Origin of the sequence: Ewingella americana (assembly GCF_006438725.1) — a bacterium.
Taxonomy (GTDB): domain Bacteria; phylum Pseudomonadota; class Gammaproteobacteria; order Enterobacterales; family Enterobacteriaceae; genus Ewingella; species Ewingella americana_A.
Genome location: NZ_RCZD01000014.1, coordinates 66655 through 86623, shown reverse-complemented (window position 1 = coordinate 86623; position 19969 = coordinate 66655). Strand labels below are relative to the sequence as shown.

At 48.2% G+C, this 19969-nt stretch carries 21 protein-coding genes; 10 read left to right on the top strand and 11 right to left on the bottom strand.

Features of this window, described 5'->3' with window-relative positions:
• Positions 1–26: 26 nt before the first annotated feature.
• From pyrE to EAH77_RS21150, 3 genes are read left to right on the top strand one after another with little or no spacing between them, the layout of a single operon-like run.
• Positions 27–668 carry an orotate phosphoribosyltransferase gene (gene pyrE / locus EAH77_RS21160; RefSeq protein WP_140474797.1) on the top strand — a complete coding sequence of 214 codons (642 nt, stop codon included), beginning with the start codon at positions 27–29 and terminating at the stop codon, positions 666–668.
• Positions 669–700: 32 nt separating this feature from the next.
• Positions 701–2905, top strand: a complete 2205-nt coding sequence (locus tag EAH77_RS21155) for a DUF4401 domain-containing protein (protein ID WP_140474795.1) — start codon at positions 701–703, stop codon at positions 2903–2905.
• Entirely contained in the window at positions 2895–3428 is a 534-nt protein-coding gene (locus EAH77_RS21150; protein ID WP_140474793.1) for a GDYXXLXY domain-containing protein, read from the top strand. Before EAH77_RS21155 ends, EAH77_RS21150 begins: the two co-directional genes overlap by 11 nt.
• 53 nt (positions 3429–3481) lie before the next feature.
• On the opposite strand, the gene slmA is transcribed toward EAH77_RS21150, so the two are convergent.
• The 3 genes from slmA to coaBC all read right to left on the bottom strand — a co-directional run bounded on the left by slmA (position 3482) and on the right by coaBC (position 5915).
• On the bottom strand, positions 3482–4078 hold the full coding sequence (gene slmA, locus EAH77_RS21145; protein WP_140474791.1) for a nucleoid occlusion factor SlmA: 597 nt from the start codon (positions 4076–4078) through the stop codon (positions 3482–3484).
• 183 nt (positions 4079–4261) lie between these two features.
• Positions 4262–4720: a dUTP diphosphatase gene (gene dut / locus EAH77_RS21140; protein ID WP_140474789.1), complete on the bottom strand. Its 459-nt coding sequence runs from the start codon at positions 4718–4720 to the stop codon at positions 4262–4264.
• Positions 4698–5915 carry a bifunctional phosphopantothenoylcysteine decarboxylase/phosphopantothenate--cysteine ligase CoaBC gene (gene coaBC, locus EAH77_RS21135; RefSeq protein WP_161985838.1) on the bottom strand — a complete coding sequence of 406 codons (1218 nt, stop codon included), beginning with the start codon at positions 5913–5915 and terminating at the stop codon, positions 4698–4700. Before coaBC ends, dut begins: the two co-directional genes overlap by 23 nt.
• Before the next feature lie 196 nt (positions 5916–6111).
• Between coaBC and radC the strand changes: the two genes are divergently transcribed.
• From radC to mutM, 4 genes are all read left to right on the top strand, one after another.
• On the top strand, positions 6112–6774 hold the full coding sequence (radC, locus tag EAH77_RS21130) for a RadC family protein (RefSeq protein ID WP_140474859.1): 663 nt from the start codon (positions 6112–6114) through the stop codon (positions 6772–6774).
• 267 nt (positions 6775–7041) lie between these two features.
• Positions 7042–7278, top strand: coding sequence for a 50S ribosomal protein L28 (rpmB, locus tag EAH77_RS21125; protein ID WP_004953342.1), 237 nt, complete (start codon positions 7042–7044; stop codon positions 7276–7278).
• A gap of 11 nt (positions 7279–7289) precedes the next feature.
• Positions 7290–7457, top strand: coding sequence for a 50S ribosomal protein L33 (gene rpmG / locus EAH77_RS21120; protein WP_004392084.1), 168 nt, complete (start codon positions 7290–7292; stop codon positions 7455–7457).
• Between the two features lie 127 nt (positions 7458–7584).
• Positions 7585–8394 carry a bifunctional DNA-formamidopyrimidine glycosylase/DNA-(apurinic or apyrimidinic site) lyase gene (gene mutM, locus EAH77_RS21115; protein ID WP_140474787.1) on the top strand — a complete coding sequence of 270 codons (810 nt, stop codon included), beginning with the start codon at positions 7585–7587 and terminating at the stop codon, positions 8392–8394.
• 3 nt (positions 8395–8397) lie between these two features.
• Here the strand turns inward: mutM and coaD are convergent, their stop codons facing one another.
• From coaD to waaA, 3 genes are read right to left on the bottom strand one after another with little or no spacing between them, the layout of a single operon-like run.
• A complete protein-coding gene (coaD, locus tag EAH77_RS21110) occupies positions 8398–8883 on the bottom strand; it encodes a pantetheine-phosphate adenylyltransferase (protein ID WP_140474785.1) in 486 nt (161 codons plus the stop codon).
• 6 nt (positions 8884–8889) lie between these two features.
• Positions 8890–9660, bottom strand: coding sequence for a glycosyltransferase family 2 protein (locus tag EAH77_RS21105; protein WP_140474783.1), 771 nt, complete (start codon positions 9658–9660; stop codon positions 8890–8892).
• Positions 9660–10937, bottom strand: a complete 1278-nt coding sequence (waaA, locus tag EAH77_RS21100) for a lipid IV(A) 3-deoxy-D-manno-octulosonic acid transferase (protein ID WP_140474781.1) — start codon at positions 10935–10937, stop codon at positions 9660–9662. Before waaA ends, EAH77_RS21105 begins: the two co-directional genes overlap by 1 nt.
• A gap of 122 nt (positions 10938–11059) precedes the next feature.
• Here waaA and EAH77_RS21095 point away from each other — a divergent pair, with 122 nt between their 5' ends.
• On the top strand, positions 11060–12073 hold the full coding sequence (locus EAH77_RS21095) for a glycosyltransferase family 9 protein (RefSeq protein WP_140474779.1): 1014 nt from the start codon (positions 11060–11062) through the stop codon (positions 12071–12073).
• A 28-nt stretch (positions 12074–12101) separates the two neighbouring features.
• Here the strand turns inward: EAH77_RS21095 and EAH77_RS21090 are convergent, their stop codons facing one another.
• The 3 genes from EAH77_RS21090 to rfaQ are packed head-to-tail and all read right to left on the bottom strand — an operon-like array spanning position 12102 to position 15408.
• Positions 12102–13202 carry a glycosyltransferase gene (locus tag EAH77_RS21090; protein WP_140474777.1) on the bottom strand — a complete coding sequence of 367 codons (1101 nt, stop codon included), beginning with the start codon at positions 13200–13202 and terminating at the stop codon, positions 12102–12104.
• A 2-nt stretch (positions 13203–13204) separates the two neighbouring features.
• A complete protein-coding gene (locus EAH77_RS21085) occupies positions 13205–14332 on the bottom strand; it encodes a glycosyltransferase family 4 protein (RefSeq protein ID WP_140474775.1) in 1128 nt (375 codons plus the stop codon).
• Positions 14329–15408, bottom strand: coding sequence for a putative lipopolysaccharide heptosyltransferase III (gene rfaQ, locus EAH77_RS21080; protein ID WP_140474773.1), 1080 nt, complete (start codon positions 15406–15408; stop codon positions 14329–14331). The genes EAH77_RS21085 and rfaQ overlap by 4 nt, the downstream gene beginning before the upstream one ends.
• Positions 15409–15635: 227 nt before the next feature.
• Here rfaQ and EAH77_RS21075 point away from each other — a divergent pair, with 227 nt between their 5' ends.
• Positions 15636–16601: a polysaccharide deacetylase family protein gene (locus EAH77_RS21075; RefSeq protein WP_140474771.1), complete on the top strand. Its 966-nt coding sequence runs from the start codon at positions 15636–15638 to the stop codon at positions 16599–16601.
• Positions 16594–17691 carry a glycosyltransferase family 9 protein gene (locus EAH77_RS21070; protein ID WP_140474769.1) on the top strand — a complete coding sequence of 366 codons (1098 nt, stop codon included), beginning with the start codon at positions 16594–16596 and terminating at the stop codon, positions 17689–17691. Before EAH77_RS21075 ends, EAH77_RS21070 begins: the two co-directional genes overlap by 8 nt.
• 19 nt (positions 17692–17710) lie before the next feature.
• Here EAH77_RS21070 and EAH77_RS21065 read toward each other — a convergent pair whose 3' ends face one another.
• Positions 17711–18697: a glycosyltransferase gene (locus EAH77_RS21065; RefSeq protein WP_140474767.1), complete on the bottom strand. Its 987-nt coding sequence runs from the start codon at positions 18695–18697 to the stop codon at positions 17711–17713.
• Positions 18684–19952, bottom strand: coding sequence for an O-antigen ligase family protein (locus EAH77_RS21060; protein WP_140474765.1), 1269 nt, complete (start codon positions 19950–19952; stop codon positions 18684–18686). Before EAH77_RS21060 ends, EAH77_RS21065 begins: the two co-directional genes overlap by 14 nt.
• Between the last annotated feature and the right edge of the window lie 17 nt (positions 19953–19969).

Below are 19969 nucleotides of genomic sequence, written 5' to 3'. Positions count from 1 at the left end.
GAACAGTTTAGAGAGGAGATACACCCATGAAAGCCTATCAGCGCCAGTTTATTGAGTTCGCATTGAACAAGCAGGTTTTGAAATTTGGCGAGTTTACGTTGAAGTCTGGCCGCATCAGTCCTTACTTCTTCAATGCGGGTTTGTTCAATACCGGGCGTGACCTGGCGTTATTGGGGCGCTTCTATGCCGAAGCCTTGATGGACTCTCATATTGATTTCGATTTACTCTTCGGACCGGCTTACAAAGGTATTCCGATTGCCACCACCACGGCAGTCGCGCTGGCAGAACATCACGATCGTGATGTTCCTTATTGTTTCAACCGTAAAGAAGCCAAAGATCACGGCGAAGGTGGATTGCTGGTCGGTAGCCCGTTGCAAGGCCGCGTTATGCTGGTGGATGATGTGATCACTGCCGGTACTGCTATCCGTGAATCCATGGCGATCATCGCTAAACATCAGGCAACCCTGGCGGGCGTGATGATTTCACTCGACCGTCAAGAACGCGGGCGTGCTGATATTTCAGCGATTCAGGAAGTTGAGCGTGATTATCACTGTAAGGTGATCTCGATTATTACCCTGACCGACCTGATTGCGTATCTGGAAGAGAAAACCGAAATGGCTGACCACCTGGCATCAGTCCGCGCTTATCAGCAAAAATACGGCATCTAATGCGTCGTCTATAACCCTGCAAGGAAGTCAGTATGGATCTGTCGTCTCATAAGAATGGTGTTATGCCTTCCGGGGCGGCAGAACATCTTTGCCGTTCTCTCTCAACGTTAGTGAATACTCCCCCTACCGAAGCCAGCCGGTTAACGCCGGCTGCTTACCAACAAATCCTCATTCATTGTGGCGTACAGCCTGACATCTCGGGTTGGCGCAAATTCCTGACGCTGTTTCTCGCTCTGTTAGGGGTGTTGGCGCTGGTCGCGGGCGCGATATTTTTCATCGCCTGGAATTGGGCCGCGATGCCGAAGATAGCGAAATTTGCGCTGGCAGAATTACTGATTATTGCGCTGGCCGTGGTGGTTTGGTTACGCTGGTATGACACCGTATCACGTGTGGCACTTTTGGCATTGGGGCTGAGTTTTGGCGGACTATTTGCACTGTATGGGCAGATATACCAGACCGGTGCCGACAGCTGGGAGCTGTTTCGCGCATGGGCATGTATTCTCCTGCCGTTGGCACTGATTGGTCGCCAAAATGCCCTGTGGTTTTGCACCTGGGTGATCGCCAATCTGACCTTCCAGCTCTATTACGCCAGCCGTGCGGTATCCCTGTTTGATGATGTCATGCTGACGCATTTCTCGTGGCTGGCTGATACCACGCTTTACGCCTATTTCGCCATTCAGGGGATTTTACTGATCCTGCGCGAAACGTTATCTGAACGTGCGGCAAGGAAAGACCCGCATAGCTGGCTGGCACGCCGCTGGATGCCACGGGTGATGGCGGCCTACCTGCTGATGACAATCACGCCCGCCGCCGCCGAGGCTGTCTCATATTGGGGCAGTGAGTACGCCAGTAAAATATCCCTGCTTATCTGGGCCGTGACCCTGCTGGCCGGATATTTTTATTATCACTACCGGCGCCCGGATTTATGTGTGCTCACGCTGGGCGTGATAAGCGTCATGCTCGTTGGATGTGCCGTGATCATGCAGCTGTTTGATCGTTCCTGGGACGTCGGAACGCTTTTTGCTGCGGGGTGTTTGATGGCGCTATGGCTGGCGGGCGGTGGTGCAGTATTGTTGCATTGGCGGCGTAAGTTGTACCCACAGCAAGTGGCTGATATCACGCCCAGCGAGATGGACGACCTGCTGTGTGAACTTCGACAGCATCAACTTCTTAACGACGAGCAGGTGACAAGCATTGAGCAGCGCGATCACTCCGATGACTTGCCGTGGTATTTACGTGCGGTGCTGGCGGCTGGTGGCTGGGCGGCGGCGCTGATTATTCTTTTGCTGCTGGGGTTGATACTTTACGTCTCTGACTTACTGGATAGCCTAAGTGGCATCACCCTGATCATTCCTTCATTAGCGATCGCCGTGCTGGCTGCCGTGCTTTTGCGGGCGCAGGGTATCGGCAAGCAGCATATCGGTTTGGCCTGGGCCATCGCAGCCACCTGCGGGTTATGCCTCGGCGTCTATTTACTGGTTGATCCTCGATGGGACGAGAGTTTTATTCTCGGGTCGCTCTGGTTCCTGCCGGTGCTGGCATTGATGGCGCTTTCCATGCCGAACCAGATGTATCGCTTTATGGCAGTGACTGCGTTTGTCTCCATTCTGGTTGTATCTTCGGGTGTCAGCGCCAGCGTGTCTCTGCCACCACGGTTTGCTGTCAGTCTGTTATCGTTGCTGGTGGCCTGCATTGTGGCGTTCTGGCTGTGGATTATCTCCCGACAGGAGAGCGTTAACCGGGAGAGAGTGGCTTCCCTGATGTACGGTATCCCGACCGCCCTGATGCTGCTGTGTCTGGCCGGCGTCCACTCCGATTTTGTTGACGAATTAATCTGGGACGATTCGGTGACGGCTTATCTTCCTGCCGTTATGGGCTTTGGCATCGCCGCTGGTTTAGTGGTGAGCGGGGTGGTTCAGGCTGGTGCTTTCCGGTCACGGGCAACGGTAGTGTATCTTCCAGCCGCCATTATCTGTGCAGCCATGGCTATTTTTGCACCGGGAATTGGTTTTGGGCTGGCGCTTTTACTGGTTGCCCGCCAGAGGGGAAGTCGAGGATGGCTGGTGGTGTCCGGTTGCTTCCTGATGCTGTATCTCATCGACTGGTACTTCTTCCTCAGCGTTACCTTGTTGCAAAAATCGGTGCTGTTGCTGATCTCGGGCTTTGTGCTCCTGGGGCTGGCGATGGCGGCGAAAAAATTACTGCCAGCCAGCAGTGGAGCCGCTAATGAAAACTAAACACTGGATGAAGTGGCTGGCTGGTGGCGTGGTGCTGCTCGTGCTTATCGCCACCAACCTATCGGTTTATCAAAAAGAACAATTGCTTAAAAATGGGGCTGTGGTGATTTTAGAGCTGGCGCCTGTTGATCCACGCTCGCTGATGCAGGGCGATTATATGGCGCTGCGTTACGCCATTACCCAATCACTTCAGCAGCAACTGCAAGCGCAAAACGATGCCTGTCATGATTCAGGGGCAGCGTGCGTGCCTGCAAGCGGGACAGTCATTGTGGAACTGGATGCGCAGCGCCGCGCTGTTCGGGCGGAGTTTGACCACGGACAGATATTGCGGGCGCAGGACGTGGTGATGAAATATCACTTTTCTGAGCACGGACTCAACATTGGCACCCGGAGCTATTTCTTCCAGGAAGGGCATGCAGAACGTTTTGCTGGCGCCCGCTATGGTGAATTCCGGGTCGACAAGGAGGGTACGGCTTTACTGACGTATCTTCTTGATGCAAAAGGTAAACGCATTCTTCCCTGAGCACAAAAAACAAAAGGGCCATAAGGCCCTTTTCTCATACAAAGTATACCGATTTACTGCAATTGTGCGGCTATCAGCGGCCAACGGGTATCAAAATCCTGAGTTGGGCGATACTTAAACTCTGAACGAACGAAGCGTGACAACATGCCTTCGCAATACGCCAGTAGCTGGCTTGCCAGCAGCGTTTCGTCATAGGTATAACCGCTGCCTTCCCGCATTTTCTTCTCTCGCAAGACTTGTCTCAACTGAACCTCAATGCGTTCAAACAACTGATTGATACGGCCCTGAAGCCTGTCCTGTTCAAACATCAATGCATGGCCGGTGATAATACGGGTCAGGCCAGGATTGCGCTCCGCAAAGCCAAGAATGAGCAGCAGGATCAGGCGAAGTCTGTTTAGCGTATCTTTCTCATCTTGCAAAATCAGGTTAATACGGGTGATCAAACTGTCTTCGATAAACTCAATCAGGCTATCGAACATCCGCGTTTTACTGGGAAAATGACGGTAAAGTGCAGCTTCAGATACCCCAACATTGGCGGCAAGCTTTGCCGTTGTGATCCTTTGGCTGCCATCGCTGGACTGGAGCATTTGCGCTAACGCCTGCAAAATCTCCTCACGCCGGTTCCTTTTGGTAGTTTCTTTTTCTGCCATGTCTGAATAGACCCTTGCTAAAAACGGCTTAAAACATAAGAGACCACACGCTTGCCGCATGAATCATAGCGATCCTGCGGCTTATTAGTTCAATACCCTTCAATGACTTCGGGTATTACAATGTGGTCTGGTAGTGATAAGGATCTGTTCAATATCGCGGGTAACGCGGTGCTGAACAGGTTCTTATTGGCGTCCTGAATGGCCAAAGCCACCTTCGCCGCGTTCGCTGCTTTCGAAGTCTTCCACCAGATTGAATTCTGCCTGAACGACGGGCACGAAGACCATTTGGGCAATGCGCTCACCGGGTTCGATGATGAAAGTTGTCTGACCACGGTTCCAGACAGAAACCATTAGCTGTCCCTGATAATCTGAGTCGATCAGACCTACCAGGTTGCCTAACACTACACCATGTTTATGACCGAGACCCGAGCGAGGCAAAATAACTGCCGCCAGATTAGCATCACCGATATGAATAGCCAGACCCGTCGGTAACAGGGTCGTTTCACCTGGTTTTAATTCAACGGCCGCATCAAGGCAGGCGCGTAAATCAAGCCCGGCTGAACCTGGTGTGGCGTAAGCCGGTAATGGAAAAGTCGAACCGATACGCGGATCGAGAATCTTAATGTCTATTTTTTTCTTCATAACGGCTGACTATCTCATCAAGTAAACGTTGGCCAAGGAGGGTTTTATCGCTAAGCGGCAAAACGGTCTCTCCATCCTGCCAAAAGAGCTGCAAAGCATTGGTATCACCATTGAAACCATGCCCTGCGAGGGAAACGTCGTTGGCGCAAATCAGGTCCAGATTTTTACGAACTCGTTTTTGCCGTGCGTATTCTTCCACATTCTGGGTTTCTGCGGCAAATCCGACGACGTACGGACGGTGGCTTTTCATTGCGCCGATGCTGGCCACAATGTCAGGGTTTTTCACCAATTTCAGTGTGATTTCATCACCTTGCTTTTTGATTTTCTCATCGGAAATTGCTTCTGCACGATAATCTGCAACCGCCGCGCAGGAGATGAAAATGTGCTGTGAGGTAATACTCGCCTCAACAGCTCGCTGCATGTCGAGGGCACTTTCTACATCAACACGCGTGACATGCGCGGGTGTCGGCTGACTTACCGGCCCGGCAATCAGCGTAACCTGCGCACCACGATCGGCGGCGGCTTTAGCGACAGCAAACCCCATTTTACCCGAACTGTGATTTGTGATGAACCTGACCGGATCCAGGGCTTCACGCGTTGGGCCCGCGGTGATCATGATCTTCAGATGGGCAAGGTCACGACGCGGGGCGAAATGTTCATTCGCCATCTCCACAATCACTAAAGGATCAAGCATTCGGCCAGGGCCGACGTCGCCACAGGCCTGACTGCCACTGTCTGGGCCCCATAACAGCGTACCGCGAAGGGCAAGGCGCTGCAGATTTTCCTGGGTGGCCGCCGCCCGGTACATTTGTTGATTCATGGCGGGGAGGATGGCAATCGGCGCTGCGGTTGCCAGACAGACGGTAGTCAGCAAGTCGTTGGCCATGCCTGCGGCCATGCGGGCAATCAAATCTGCCGTCGCTGGTGCAATCAGGACCAGATCGGCCCATTTGCCTAACTCAATGTGCCCCATTGCTGCTTCGGCCGCAGGGTCGAGCAGGTCATCAGACACCGGATACCCAGACACTGCTTGCAAGCTAAGTGGTGTGATAAAGGATTTCGCTGCGTCCGTCATGACCACACGCACTTCAGCCCCCCTGTCGCGTAAGCGCCGTACCAGCTCAGGTGCTTTGTAAGCAGCAATGCCGCCACTGACACCGAGCACAATATGTTTGCCGGAGATCCCCGTCATCATGATTGTCCGATTCTAAGCCGAAAGAAGCGACATTTTAGCATAACGCGGATTGATGACAGCAATCCGCGCTGTCTGATGGCAGAGAATTAATTATTTGCGCGATGCCTCGCAAGGTTGAAAAGTGGTCAATGCACATGCAATCGCGTGTGGCAGTATGTTGCCGCAATAAGGAGCGTGCGTGAAAAAAAACAGGGATATGTGGCAAGGAGAACTTGCTCCAAGAGAGAAATTATTGAAATTGGGTGCACGGGCTTTATCGGACACCGAGCTGCTAGCTATTTTTCTGCGTACGGGGGGAAGAGGTGTGCATGTGATGAAGCTGGCGGAAAATATGCTCAAACACTTCGGTTCCCTGCATCGTCTTATGTTGGCAGAGTTTGAAGAGGCAAATGTTATTTATGGCCTGGGGATGGCGAAGTATGTCCAGTTATCAGCCGTGTCAGAGTTGTCACGACGGTGCCATGTCAGCCAGCTTTCCAGCGAAAGTGCGCTGCTAAGCCCGGCAATAATTCAGCAATACCTGCAGAATATTCTCTCTTACCGCGAAAGAGAGGTGTTTTTGGTACTTTTTCTCGACAATCAACACCGCGTTATTCGCCATGAGGAGATGTTTGCTGGTACCATTAGCAGCGTAGAAATTCATCCCCGCGAAATTGTTCGCGAGGCGCTGAAGGTTAATGCGGCAGCCATCATTCTGGCGCATAATCACCCGTCCGGCGTAGCTGAACCCAGCGCAATGGACATCCGGGTAACCGAGCAGATAATAAAAGCCTGCCAACTGTTGGGTATTCGTGTGCTTGACCATTTGGTCATAGGTCACGGAGAAACGGTCTCTTTTGCCGAGCGCGGTTGGATATAGACTTGTTTTTTGAAGATCCTTAAGGATCTTTAGCTGTTCGGGACTTGAGCACTTACGCTACAGAGCGTATACTACGCCACCTTTGAGAATCTTGGGTTTGGCGTTAAGAGCCTATCTCAGCAGGTTTCATACCTGATGATTTGGTTTTTTACCCGACGACAGTGAGTCGGTTCTCAGTGGAGTTTGCTGAGATGGGCTCTAAAAGCCTGACGAGGCGGCCATACCCTATACGAAGCTCGAGCTGATTTGATTTTTGGAGATATAGACATGTCCCGAGTCTGCCAAGTTACTGGCAAGCGCCCGGTGAGCGGTAACAACCGTTCCCACGCAATGAACGCGACCAAACGCCGTTTTCTGCCAAACCTGCACTCACACCGTTTTTGGGTTGAGGCTGAGAAGCGCTTTGTAACTCTGCGCGTATCTGCTAAAGGTATGCGTGTTATTGATAAGAAGGGTATTGAGACGGTCTTGGCCGATCTGCGTACCCGCGGTGAGAAGTATTAAGGAACTGAATCATGGCTAAAGGTGTTCGCGAGAAGATCAAGCTAGTTTCTTCTGCTGGTACTGGTCACTTCTATACCACTACGAAGAACAAGCGCACTAAGCCGGAAAAACTGGAATTGAAGAAATTCGATCCGGTTGTCCGTCAACATGTGATCTATAAAGAAGCTAAAATTAAGTAATTTTAGCGGACTAATAAAACCCGGCTCCGGCCGGGTTTTTTATTGCCTGTTTTCTGAGTATCCGTATCCTTGGATATTGTCGCGGTTTGTCCCCGTGTACCTTTCTTGATGTTCTTTAGGAGAAACCATGCCTGAATTGCCTGAAGTGGAAACCAGCCGAAGAGGCATCGAGCCTTATCTGGCCGGGCATACGATCGTGCACGCTATCGTACGTAACCCGCGCTTGCGCTGGCCTGTGTCACAGGAAATTCTCGCCCTGAGCGATCAACTGGTGATTAGCGTTCAGCGTCGGGCGAAGTATCTGCTGTTGGAGCTGAACATCGGGTGGATCATCATCCATCTTGGGATGTCGGGCAGTTTACGGATACTGCGTGAAGAGACTGAAGCCGGAAAGCATGATCACGTCGATTTAGTTATGGAGAGCGGTTATGTGCTGCGTTATACCGACCCGCGACGTTTCGGTGCCTGGCTATGGTGCGAAGATTTAGAAGCAAGCAGCGTGCTGGCGCATCTTGGGCCCGAACCATTGAGTGAGGATTTTTCTGCCGATTATTTGTTTGAGAAATCCCGCAGTAAAAAATCACCGGTGAAGCCTTGGTTGATGGACAACAAAATCGTGGTCGGTGTGGGGAATATCTATGCCAGCGAATCGCTGTTTGTCGCGGGGATCTCGCCTGAGCGTCCCGCAAATAGCCTGACACATGATGAAGTGGCATTGCTTGTCGAGACCATCAAAGCCGTGCTTTTGCGCTCGATTGAACAGGGCGGTACTACATTGCGCGATTTTCTTCAGTCTGATGGCAAGCCGGGCTATTTTGCGCAAGAGTTACAGGTTTATGGCCGCGCCGGGGAACCCTGCAGGGCTTGCGGCACGCCGATACTCAGCCTGAAACAGGCTCAGCGCACCACGTTCTTCTGCCCTAAATGTCAGCGATGAGCGTTAGCCTTCGGCTATTTTTTTCAGCAGTGCCTGAGTGATGTTGTTGGGCAGGAAGGGCCTGATATCGCCACCGTGACGGGCCACTTCCTTCACCAGCGACGACGAGATAAACGACCACTCTTTGGATGGCATCATGAACACGCTTTCCAGCGTAGGCATCAGATGCCGGTTCATATTAGCCAGTTGCATCTCATATTCGAAATCTGATACTGCCCGTAATCCCCGGACTAATATTGTCGCATTATGGTCTTTGGCAAAGGTTGCCATGAGATCACTAAAACCGATGACTTCTACGTTTTTGAGATGTGAGATGGCGGCTGTTGCCAGTGCAACACGCTCATCCAGCGAGAATAGGGGTTTTTTACTGGGGCTGGCGGCAATCGCCAGTATCACGTGATCAAACATCAATGCCGCGCGGGTGACCAAATCCAAATGACCGTTAGTCATTGGGTCGAAAGTGCCGGGATAAATCGCCTTAGTGATCATGATGGCTCACTTTTGCAGTTGGTGACTCAGCGCCCACAGGGCGGCATATTTGTTGAAAGTATATTGTGCGTTCACACCCGCCAGAATCAAACCTTGTTTCCCGTCGAGAAAACCTGCACGCAGGATCCAGGTTTTAAAAAAAGCGCCCAAGGTGTGGCTGAGAATTGACAGGAAACTACAACGGCGGCCTTGTTGAAGGCGCTGATTTGCCCAGGCTTCGGCGTAATTGAGTTGTTTGCGCTGGAAATCGAAGAAGTCACGGCAGGTCAGATGTAATAGGTCGCCTTTCAGCGCTACCACGTTAGCGGTGCCTATTTCGAGCGACTCATGCACCAGGTCATTGTTGTAGTGAAAATGCGCGGCGCTGTATAAGCGGTTAACGCGGTCAGGGTACCAGCCGCTGTGGCGCATGAATCGGCCAAGGAATAAGTTAAGCCGGCCCAGGCTGTAAACAGTATGGTGATCGACAGAGGGCAAAACGGACTCTATTGACTGACGCAGTTGCGGTGATACACGCTCGTCCGCATCGATCATCAAAATCACATCACCAGTGGTATAGCGTTGTGCAAGTTGTCGCTGCTTCCCAAAGCCCGGCCAGTCGGTGTTCTGGTAAAATTTCGCTCCGAACTGCTGTGCGATCTTTTCAGTCGCATCAGTACTGCCGGAGTCCAGCACGACAATTTCATCAGCCCAGGCGACCGACGTCAGACAGTCGGTTAACAGCTCAGCTTCATTGCAGGTGATCAACACCACTGAAAGGCGTTTTTTTTCGTGCATCAGTGGCTCCGTACAGGCAGGTAAGGCTCCAGCAGGTGGAGCAGACGCTGTAATGCGCCCTGATTTTGGCGAAGCACTTCAACCGCATGGCGTCCGTAGTAGAGACGGTAATCTTCGTCAGTCAGTAATGTGGAAATTTCTTTCACTAATGACGTCGTATCAGTGACCGTGATCAGTCCGTCAGCCTCTGCCAGTTTGGCACAGATGTCTTTGAAATTAATCGTATGCGGCCCCATCAGCACAGGAATGGCGTGGGCAGCGGCCTCAAGTGGATTATGCCCGCCACGCTCTACCAGGCTTCCGCCCACAAAGGCAATATCTGCAATGCCGTACAGCAGCATAAGCTCGCCCATGGTATCCCCAATAACGACCTGCGTGGCGGCAGAAGGGACTGCACCTGTGCTGCGTTGAGTAAAGGTGAGGCCGGCTTTCTGCGTTAACTCACGGGCAACAGCAAAGCGTTCCGGGTGACGAGGTACCAGAATCAGCAATAAATTAGGAAAGGTTCTTAACAGCGTTTTATGCGCTTCGAGTAACAGCGACTCTTCGCCGTCATGGGTACTGGTTGCAATCCAGACCTGACGCCGCGATGCCCACTGGCTGCGCAGGGTAATGGCTTTGGCTGCTAACTCTGGCGTGACCGAAATGTCAAATTTCAGGCTGCCAGTGACTGCCAACTGATTACGTTTAAGACCGAGGGCGATGAAGCGGGCGCCATCTTCTTCATTCTGAGCGGCAATCAACGTGATGCGTTGCAGGATTTTACGAATGAGTTCGCCGAGCTTTTTATATCCTTTGGCGGAGCGTTCAGAAAGGCGGGCATTGGCGATCACTAAAGGAATTTTTCTGTTGTGCAGGGCATTTATAAGATTAGGCCACAACTCGGTTTCCATAATGATCACCAGCTTTGGGTTAACCTGGTCGAGGAAACGATTGACGGAACCGACCAGATCATAAGGCAGATAGACATGGTGTACATCTTTACCGAAAGCTGACTGCACGCGCTCTGAGCCCGTAGGTGTCATCGTGGTGACAGTGATAGGTAAAGACGGGTAGCGATGGCGCAGCGCACGCACTAGCGGGATGGCGGCCAGCGTCTCACCAACCGAAACAGAATGCAGCATGATGCCGCCCGGAGCGACCTTACCCTTACAGAAGCCATAACGTTCAGCCCAGCGTTTACGGTAAGCGGGTGATTTTCGGCTACGTAAAAGTAAACGGATCCAGATAAGGGGCTGAATAAGGTAAACTAACACCTGATATAAACGCAGTAACATGCTTTAAAATTCATTTATATGGGATATTAGGAATAGTATCATACCTCATGGGGAAAGGCGCTAATCTTGCGTGATATGGGGTGGGGAGAAGCGGCATTGATGATATCGTTAACGGGGTTAGAATGAAAAATATACTGATTATCCGTCGGGATAATATTGGCGATTTAGTTTGTACGACGCCATTGATTGAAGGGGTTAAAAAAGCATATCCCGAAGCCAATGTTTATTTGTTGATTAACTCAGTGAGTCAGGATGTCATTAAGAATAATCCTCATATTCACAAAACTTATATTTATAAAAAGGCTAAGCATCGAGCCAAGAATCAAACCGCGCTGGGCGTTTATTTAGAACGCGCAGAGATATTTTTAAAATTACGGACGATCCACTTCGACGCCGCCATTCTTGCAAATCCAACCCCCTGTAAATACAGCTTACGCATGGCAAAACTTGCCGGGGTGAAGAATATCATTGGGGCAGATCTTGGAGTTAAAGGCATAACCTCTCCTTATACTGAAGCTGATTTCACGGGCAAGCATCAGGTTGAAAAGACCTTTAGTTATTTAAAATCCATTAGCAACGATAATATAACCATACCAGAAGTAAGGGTTTACCTGAGTGCTGACGAAATATCAACGGCAGCAGCTAAACGTCATGCACTATTATCAGGCTGTGATTATATTTTCGGTGTGCACATTAGCAGTCGCAGCCCTAAACGGCGCTGGTCAGTAGAAAATTACGCCGAAATCATTCGGAGAATGACCGCTGATACTCGTTGCGGAGTCTTGATTTTCTGGTCACCTCAGGGGACTTTATCACCCGATGATATTGGTGATCTGGCACGTGCTGAGCAGTTGAAGGCATTATGTGAAAACGACCGTGTCGCTTTATACCCAACAAGCTCAGTAGGTGAGTTAATCGGTGGTTTTGAACAATGTAGCACGATACTTTGCAGTGATGGCGGGCAAATGCATCTGGCTTCGGCGCTGCATAAAAAACTGGTGGTATTTTTCGGTGATACCGATAAAGAAGCCTGGCACCCCTGGTCAGGGCAATACAAGATATTGCAGACCCCAACCGGGGAATGCATGGATATTACCGTCGATGAAACCTGGCAGTCTTTATCAGAAATAAAGTAATAATAAGGCGGATTAGCCGCCTTATTAACTATTTCCCCGCGAGGTTTTTGTATTTTTCACAAATATAACCAATTTCATATATTTTCAGTAAGCTCTGATCAATATAGGGTGGGTTAGTATATATCTCGACAATCTTTTGAGCGAGTGACTGAGTGTTGATCTCTGCAAGCCCCCGATTCATCCCTGTGCTGTTGAGTATCTCAACGGGGCCACCGGGGCAAGCCGTGCTTACCACCGGCGTTCCACAAATTAATGCCTCTACAAGAACATTACCGAAGCCTTCGCTATCTGAGCTTAAAATTAACTGCTGGGCATGCTTAATGTAAGGAAAAGGATTGGCTTTAAACCCTGCAAAAATTACGCGATCGGCAATGTTTAGGGTTTCAGCTAATTTCTTGATTTTATTAATATAAGCATCACTTCCTGTCCCGATTAATACCAGTGGTGCCTGTAATTTTGTGTTTGCATAGGCTTCCAGTAGCCGATCATGTCTTTTTTGCACATGGAAACGGCCGACATGAAGCAGATATTCCTGGCCAGCCATTTCGCAAGGTTCGTCAGCCATCGTTTCTATTTCAGTGATGTTGAACGGATTATTAATGACCTGTATGTTCCGAGGGTTAGCCAAGATATTATTTTTTAAATCTACGCCAACTGCTTCTGAAACAGCAACGACATTTTTTTGTTCATAAACACGGGCCATTTTTCTTCGCTTATTCCAGCGGTCAAATCCTTTCCGATGGCCTAAATAAGTTTTTGAAAGAATTCCGTGGATACAGAACCACAGACGATCAGAGGAATAAATGCGGCTATTCATAACAATACGGTCGGTCTTATGTAGGTTAGATAAGATCAAATCAAAGCGACCGCGTTCATTTTCGATTTCTAATACGGCTTTATCCAGCTGCTTGCCTCTGCGCGAAAGTTCGGTTAGTTTCCGCCATGGAGTCCGTGAATTATCAGCTACAACTTTATAGTTTATTTTTTCTGGTAGTGTGTAGTGACAGACATCGCGAAGCGAAATAAGAGTGACATCAATGCCTGAATTTTGCATGCCCTGACATAGAGTTAGTACGACTTTTTCAGCCCCACCGCCCGGCAAACCGTCAATAATAATTAAAATACGCATAGTCAATCCAATATTCTTTTGTAGAGGTCAATGAGCTGTGCTGAAAGACGTGCTGGTGTTTCTTTCATAATGCGTGTTCTCGCAGCAAGCGACATGCCTGAATCAAATAATGAAGTTGGGAGGGCATGAATAGACTCCGCCAACGCTTTTATATCAAGGGCATCGCAAACGAAGCCATTTTTACCTGGTATAATAAACTCGGCACCCCCGCACGTTGTGCTGGTAATAACCGGTAAACCACAGGACATTGCTTCCAAAATAACGTTAGGGAACGGATCGTAAAGTGTCGGCAGCAGTAAAGCATCGGCAGCCTGATAAAACGGCAGCGTTTGCTTTTGTACTCCTGCGAATCGTACTCGATCTTCACAACCTAATGTCTGCGCCAGAGCGCGATAGCGTTTTTCATCTTTGTCCTGCCCCACGACCAGCAGAATACTTTTAGTCAATGCTATTGCGCGGATAGCCGCCTCTAATCCTTTGCGTTCAAACCCCGAACCTACAAAGATCAGGCAGTGTGCAGATTGTGGAATGTTAAGTTGCTGGCGAAGCTGATGACGAAGGATCTCAGTCGCGGGTAAGAATTTCTGGTTATCGATGGCATTATAGATAACGGTGATTTTTTCGTCAGGCAGGCCAAAGTCTGCCATGATTTCATTTTTGATCATCTGGGCATTACATATGACCGCTTTAAGTTCATGGGCTGAGTACATCTCCTGCTCAGCGCGCATGACATAACGATGGAAGCGATCGGCCATCAATAATTGACTGCGCCATTGTGGGAGTAAACGACTACGTTGCAATAACCAACGGCGATGGACACCATCACCTGCGCGATAGACATCGCATCCGGCAATTCGCTCATGGCTTTGTACAATATCGAATTTTTCTTTCTGCCATATCTGACGCGCAGCGTCGGCAAAGCCCCGCTCACGGCTTACCCGTCCCCATTTCATGGGATTGCAGAGATGAATATGCCAGTTTGGATTAGTCTCACCCAGCCATTCGCGAGTAATGACATTCAAATCCAGGTCTTCACCCTCCAGCGCTTCCAGCGCCCGAGAGACAAAACGCTCAGCGCCACCATCCGGACGGTACTTTTGGCGGACTAACGCCAGTCTAAAATGCTTCATGGCAATAATCTTCTCGCGGCTTCAATAACCGGTTCAACGGGGATCGCATCAAGATAGCGTTCTGATGTATGGGTGTCGATTTCATCAGGATCAGGAAGTTGGCAGAAATCACCCGCCCAGATAACCTCACCAACAGCTTGCCATGGGGACCAGAAAATCCTTTTGGAAGGACCGAATAACGCGACCAGCGGTGTTTTCAATGCAGCAGCCATATGCATAGGCACTGAATCAACGCCGATGAATAACGCTGCGTTATCGATCAGCGCCGCCAACTCTCTCAGCGTTAACTCACCTGCGAAAGAGACCACGCGCTCTTTTGGACACAAGGCGAGAATACGTTCAATCATTTTCAACTCATTTTCCGCCGGGCCGCTGGTAAGGATAACTGACATCCCATCGGTCTGAAGAGCAGAGAGGGTCTCGGCCATTTTTTCATCAGTCCAGCATTTGAAGAACCATCGAGATGTTGGCTGGACCACGATGTAATTGCCCAAGATGTTATGTTTACGCAGGAGGTTTTCGACTTTGATTTTATCCTCTGCGCCATAACTCATCGTCACCTGCAGCACTGACGAAGTCAGGCCTAACGGTGCCAGGATAGAAAGGTTTTGCTCTACCGTATGGAGCGCGTTGTGGCTGGCAACATCAACCAAATGAGTGTGACAGTGCTGCCACAGTTTGCCTTTACGTTTGGGGAAATCAAAACCAACCCTGACCGGCGCGCCCGTTAGTTTCGTCACCAATGCGCTTCGCCATTGGTCGGCCAGATTGATCACCAAATCATACTTGCGCGCCATCAGGCTTCGGATCAACGCTGTTTCATGACGCAGATGGGCAAATGTACCCTGCTTTTTCCAGGTGCGATCGATGGTGAAAAGTGTTGTCAGCGAGGTATTACTTGCCAGCATGTCCCTGGTCTCGAGATACATCAACATGTCTATTTCGGCTTCGGGATAGTGTTGTTTCAACGTACTAATGACGGGGGTTGTCAGCAACATATCGCCGTGATGACGCAATTTAATGATGAGTATACGCCGGGGGCGTGCGATGGTTTCTGGGGATGTGGCGTTTGTCATCTTTCATCACTATCTGAGAAATCAAACCTTGATTCTAAAGGACACAGGGAGATGTGGCTATACTTCCACGCCTTTCTTGCCTTGCGCGGTAAAATACCAAAGAATAGGCAACAAACCATGTTGAATGTTGTCCAAATCGTCTCCGCCTGAGCTTGATAGGCACGGCGTAATTTATCGTTCAATACAAACAAGCCGTTGGAACCCATCGTTATTATCAGGCATGTATTATGACAAAACCTGCATTTATCATCACGATCGACACTGAAGGCGACAACCTTTGGCAAAATCACGAGCAAATTTTAACGCAGAACACGCGTTTTCTTCCGCGTTTCCAAACGCTTTGCGAAAAGCATGGCTTTAAGCCGGTCTATCTCACTAACTATGAGATGGCGAGTGATGCTGAATATGTTGAGTTTGCGCGTGATGTTATCGCCCGTGGACAGGGTGAAGTAGGAATGCATCTTCATGCCTGGAATAGCCCACCATTGTTGCCGCTTACCGATGATGACTGGCGCCATAAACCCTATCTGATTGAATTTCCAAGGGACCAAATCCGCGCCAAATTTGAATATATGACCAGGCTGCTGGAGGACGCATTCCAGACCAAAATGTTAAGCCACCGCGCTGGCCGATGGGCCCTCGACGAATACTATGTGTCTCTGTTGCTTGAGTTTGGCTACCAGGTTGATTGTTCCGTCACCCCCAAAGTAAATTGGCAAACTTCTCGTGGTGCCCCCCAAGGAACCGGCGGAACAGATTATCGGCATTTTCCGTCAAACTCTTATTTCATCGATCCTGAAAATATCGCCCAATCGGGCAATTCTTCACTACTCGAAGTCCCGATGAGTATTCAGTATAAATATCCCGGCTGGATAAATAGCCTGAAACAAAGCGTCAATACATTACGAGGGAAGAAGCGCCCTCACTCTGTACACTGGTTACGTCCTTCAGGGGGTAACGCAGAAAATATGCAGAATGTAGCGGAAAAAAGTCTCGCCGAAGGTCATGATTTTGTGGAATTTATGCTGCACTCCTCCGAGTTCATGCCAGGGGGAAGCCCGACGTTTAAAACGGAAAGTGATATTGAAGGATTATATCGGGACCTGGAGCGTCTATTCGCATGGCTTAGTGAACGCACTGTCGGTATGACACTGGCTGAATATTATCAGAAGAAAGTGAATCAAGATGTCTAAAAAGTGGAAAGTAAAGTTAAGCAATTGGTTTTTACGTCGTTATGTTGCCAATCATGGCCGGTTGCTTGATAAATCAACCCTTAATAATCAAATCCAATTTGAGAGTATTGTTATCTATTCCACGACAGCATTGGGGGATTTTATGTTTAATACCCCGGTTATTCGTGCGGTTAGACAGCGCTACCCTGATGCTTATATCACTTTAGTTGCGCACCGAAAAAATCAACATTTGGTAGATAACGGTATCCATTATGATCGTGTTGTCTATTGGGATAATAAAGTCAAATCACTCCCTGTACTGGTAGCATCGCTAAAAGAACATCAGCCAGATCTTGCTTTAATTCTTCATTCACATCTTCCGTACGATGTAATAAGTGCTGTGATGTCTGGTGTGAATTATATCATCAGAGACAATTACATGGATGGTATTTGTGGAATGGAAGAGTGGCTTTCAAATTATGTTTTCAATTATTATGGACATTTTGTCCGGCGCAAGGTTGAACTGGCCAGCGTATTAGGCTGTGACAGCAGTAATGTTTCTATGGAAATCCCCTCACCTTATCAGCCCGGAGTAAAAGACCTTGACCATACCGTCATTGGCATGCAAATAGGCGCTTCGACGGAGTCGCGTTGCTGGCCTGTCGGACACTTTGTAAAGCTGGCTGATATGTTATCCAGCAACCATCCTAACGCCAGGATTGTATTGATTGGGGGCGGAACAGATGTGGATCGAGGCGAAGCGATGCTCAAGCAACTGTCTGATAAAACAAAAGATATTATTGATAATCTGATCGGTAAAACAGACTTGCAGCAATTGATTACTATAATTGATGGGTTTGACGTATTGGTAACCGGTGACACAGGACCGTTGCATTTGGCCGTTGCTTTAAAGACAAAAACTATCAGCCTTTTTGTCACTGCTGACTCCCGTTCTACGGGGCCTATTCAGGATAACGAACTGCATCGTATTATTCAGGTATCGCGTACAGGACATACTCTTGCGCTGGAGAAAATTAGCCCTATGGGGGTTATTCAGCCAGAGCGGGTGTATGCTGAGTTAATTACTCATCTGGACATGGGCGTAAACTAAAGTAAAAATGGCCACTCATCTATCTTATTTTTAAGATTGAATTTACTTTAGAGATGTAAGTATCCAATGTTGGGTATTTCATCTGAAAATATTTCCTACGGGAAAGATTTGTGTCCTTACACACACTGGCGGCTAACTTAAAGAGCTCAATGGTTGTCGGTGTGTAGTAGTAATAACCGTGAATTTTCTTAGTCATTTTCCTCACTTCGACAAAACAATTCTCTATCATCGGAGCGACCAGATTGGCTATTTCAATATCGTTATGATGCGTCTTGATAAAATAGAGCATTTTATACATGGCAAAAAGAATATCCTCGATATCCTTTTCACGAATATTTCTTGTTATACCTTGGTTATTTATGCGATAAAAATAAAGCTGCTCATCAATATGGGCAATTTTCTTAGTTTTAAAATATTGGAATGGCGTAAAAATCACATCCTCGTACCGACGACCCTTTACAAAATTATCGCCTTTAAGTAATTCCCGTCTAAAAATCCGACTCCATAAGTGCCAGTTTGAACGTTCAAAAATTGACTTCAAGCCATCGGTTTCTGACTCTTTAAAATCATAAGGCGTGCAGCTTGAATTCATCTGGACGCTGTCGACCGGGGGATTACCAGTGAATTCCTGGAAATTAAAATCAATAATGTCGAATTCATCCTGCTTCAGATAAGGAGCAAGGGTAGAGTAATAGGAGGGGCTGAGAATATCGTCGCCATCTAAAAATGTCACATAGACACCGGTAGCCGTTTGCAGCCCCACATTCCGGGTTTCAGCTATCCCTTGATTACTTTGGCTGATGAAAGAAAACCGCCGCATCGACACTGACTGAAGAAACGTCTCAACTAATGTTTTTGAGTTGTCCTCTGAACCATCGTCTATAATGATCACTTCCACTTCATCGTTGATCTGTTTAAACAACGACTCCAGCGCATCGATAATGAATTTTTCATTATCGTGGAAAGGCACAATGATCGATAGCAGCGGTAGCTTAGTGGTTGGCATTTCTCTCATTTTCCGAAATTAGAGCGTGATTAAACGTATTGTTACCGATTAGTACACTGAAAATAACAGCGAGTCCATATATTACAGTGGCTTCTGAGCTGAAAAATAACACATCACTCAAACCATACATAATAAGAGAAAGTGTCACAGCGAATAGCAGGGTGTTTTTTTGTGATTTCAGGGAAATCAACAGCAAGGACACATACATTACAATCAATAAAACACATCCCCATATGCCGCGCAACGAGTAGGTCTCAATCAGCTCGTTATGCATATGTACCGTAGTATATGGTAATGCACCCGCCAACAGAGGTTGCTGTTGGACTATCGTCGCGATCTCTGCGCTTCTCTGTTCCGCTGACTGGCCGAGAACATGTTGGTTTCCTGCTGCAATACCGACCTTATACATGGACAATCGGGAGCCAATTGAATTATCCCGCTGAGTTTGGGACAGTTCGTTCATGTCGTTCATATCTGTTTTAAAAGCTTCAACACGTTGCTGAATGATGCCTTTCAGGAAAAATGCACTAAACAGTATTAAAATTAAGATCGAGACACAAGATATTGTTTTTTGCTGTCGGTTTATATTTTTATCGCAAAGAAACATGATCACACTAATGATGGGGAACATCATTATTGCTGCACGGGTTTGTGTATGGATTATTGTAATAAAACACATCGCGAAACCTAAGGTGAATAAAATTATGCGGTGCTTCTTATTAATATGTAGCAGAGAATATAACATGACAAGATCAATGGCAGTAATAACATAAGCTGCTATGGTTGCACGATCAAAATTCAACTCTACGCGCAACTGATTGTTAACAATACTTTGATAAATAGCGTATGAATTTGCCGCCAGACCCAAGGCGATTACCACAGTCTTCAGTAACTTCTTGAAATCAATGCGCTCATTCAGGGAGATTAGAAGAACAAAACCTGTGGCAATAAGCAGTTTACCCGTGACCATATAGGCACGGTAAATGGTTATATAATCACCGGGTTGTTTATAGGCTTCAATCCAGAGGATGCATGCTAAGCCTACTGCAATACAAGATATTGGCGCATAGAGCAGTTCAACTTTTCGAGTGTAATATTTTAGATTTAATATAAATGCAATAAAAGCCAAGTAGCTGGCTACAAAAAAAATATTACGGCCGATATCCACGTTAAATGTAACAGTACAAAAACTCACTAAGCATCCGAAATAGATGAGATAGCTAAATATCGGATGGGGTGTTTCTCTTCTGATCATGAAAAGTCATTCCTGGT

Coding starts and splice junctions, on each gene's coding strand:
- pyrE (WP_140474797.1), top strand. CDS start 27: ATGAAAGCCTATCAGCGCCAGTTTATTGAGTTCGCATTGAACAAGCAG.
- EAH77_RS21155 (WP_140474795.1), top strand. CDS start 701: ATGGATCTGTCGTCTCATAAGAATGGTGTTATGCCTTCCGGGGCGGCA.
- EAH77_RS21150 (WP_140474793.1), top strand. CDS start 2,895: ATGAAAACTAAACACTGGATGAAGTGGCTGGCTGGTGGCGTGGTGCTG.
- slmA (WP_140474791.1), bottom strand. CDS start 4,078: ATGGCAGAAAAAGAAACTACCAAAAGGAACCGGCGTGAGGAGATTTTG.
- dut (WP_140474789.1), bottom strand. CDS start 4,720: ATGAAGAAAAAAATAGACATTAAGATTCTCGATCCGCGTATCGGTTCG.
- coaBC (WP_161985838.1), bottom strand. CDS start 5,915: ATGATGACGGGGATCTCCGGCAAACATATTGTGCTCGGTGTCAGTGGC.
- radC (WP_140474859.1), top strand. CDS start 6,112: ATGTGGCAAGGAGAACTTGCTCCAAGAGAGAAATTATTGAAATTGGGT.
- rpmB (WP_004953342.1), top strand. CDS start 7,042: ATGTCCCGAGTCTGCCAAGTTACTGGCAAGCGCCCGGTGAGCGGTAAC.
- rpmG (WP_004392084.1), top strand. CDS start 7,290: ATGGCTAAAGGTGTTCGCGAGAAGATCAAGCTAGTTTCTTCTGCTGGT.
- mutM (WP_140474787.1), top strand. CDS start 7,585: ATGCCTGAATTGCCTGAAGTGGAAACCAGCCGAAGAGGCATCGAGCCT.
- coaD (WP_140474785.1), bottom strand. CDS start 8,883: ATGATCACTAAGGCGATTTATCCCGGCACTTTCGACCCAATGACTAAC.
- EAH77_RS21105 (WP_140474783.1), bottom strand. CDS start 9,660: ATGCACGAAAAAAAACGCCTTTCAGTGGTGTTGATCACCTGCAATGAA.
- waaA (WP_140474781.1), bottom strand. CDS start 10,937: ATGTTACTGCGTTTATATCAGGTGTTAGTTTACCTTATTCAGCCCCTT.
- EAH77_RS21095 (WP_140474779.1), top strand. CDS start 11,060: ATGAAAAATATACTGATTATCCGTCGGGATAATATTGGCGATTTAGTT.
- EAH77_RS21090 (WP_140474777.1), bottom strand. CDS start 13,202: ATGCGTATTTTAATTATTATTGACGGTTTGCCGGGCGGTGGGGCTGAA.
- EAH77_RS21085 (WP_140474775.1), bottom strand. CDS start 14,332: ATGAAGCATTTTAGACTGGCGTTAGTCCGCCAAAAGTACCGTCCGGAT.
- rfaQ (WP_140474773.1), bottom strand. CDS start 15,408: ATGACAAACGCCACATCCCCAGAAACCATCGCACGCCCCCGGCGTATA.
- EAH77_RS21075 (WP_140474771.1), top strand. CDS start 15,636: ATGACAAAACCTGCATTTATCATCACGATCGACACTGAAGGCGACAAC.
- EAH77_RS21070 (WP_140474769.1), top strand. CDS start 16,594: ATGTCTAAAAAGTGGAAAGTAAAGTTAAGCAATTGGTTTTTACGTCGT.
- EAH77_RS21065 (WP_140474767.1), bottom strand. CDS start 18,697: ATGCCAACCACTAAGCTACCGCTGCTATCGATCATTGTGCCTTTCCAC.
- EAH77_RS21060 (WP_140474765.1), bottom strand. CDS start 19,952: ATGATCAGAAGAGAAACACCCCATCCGATATTTAGCTATCTCATCTAT.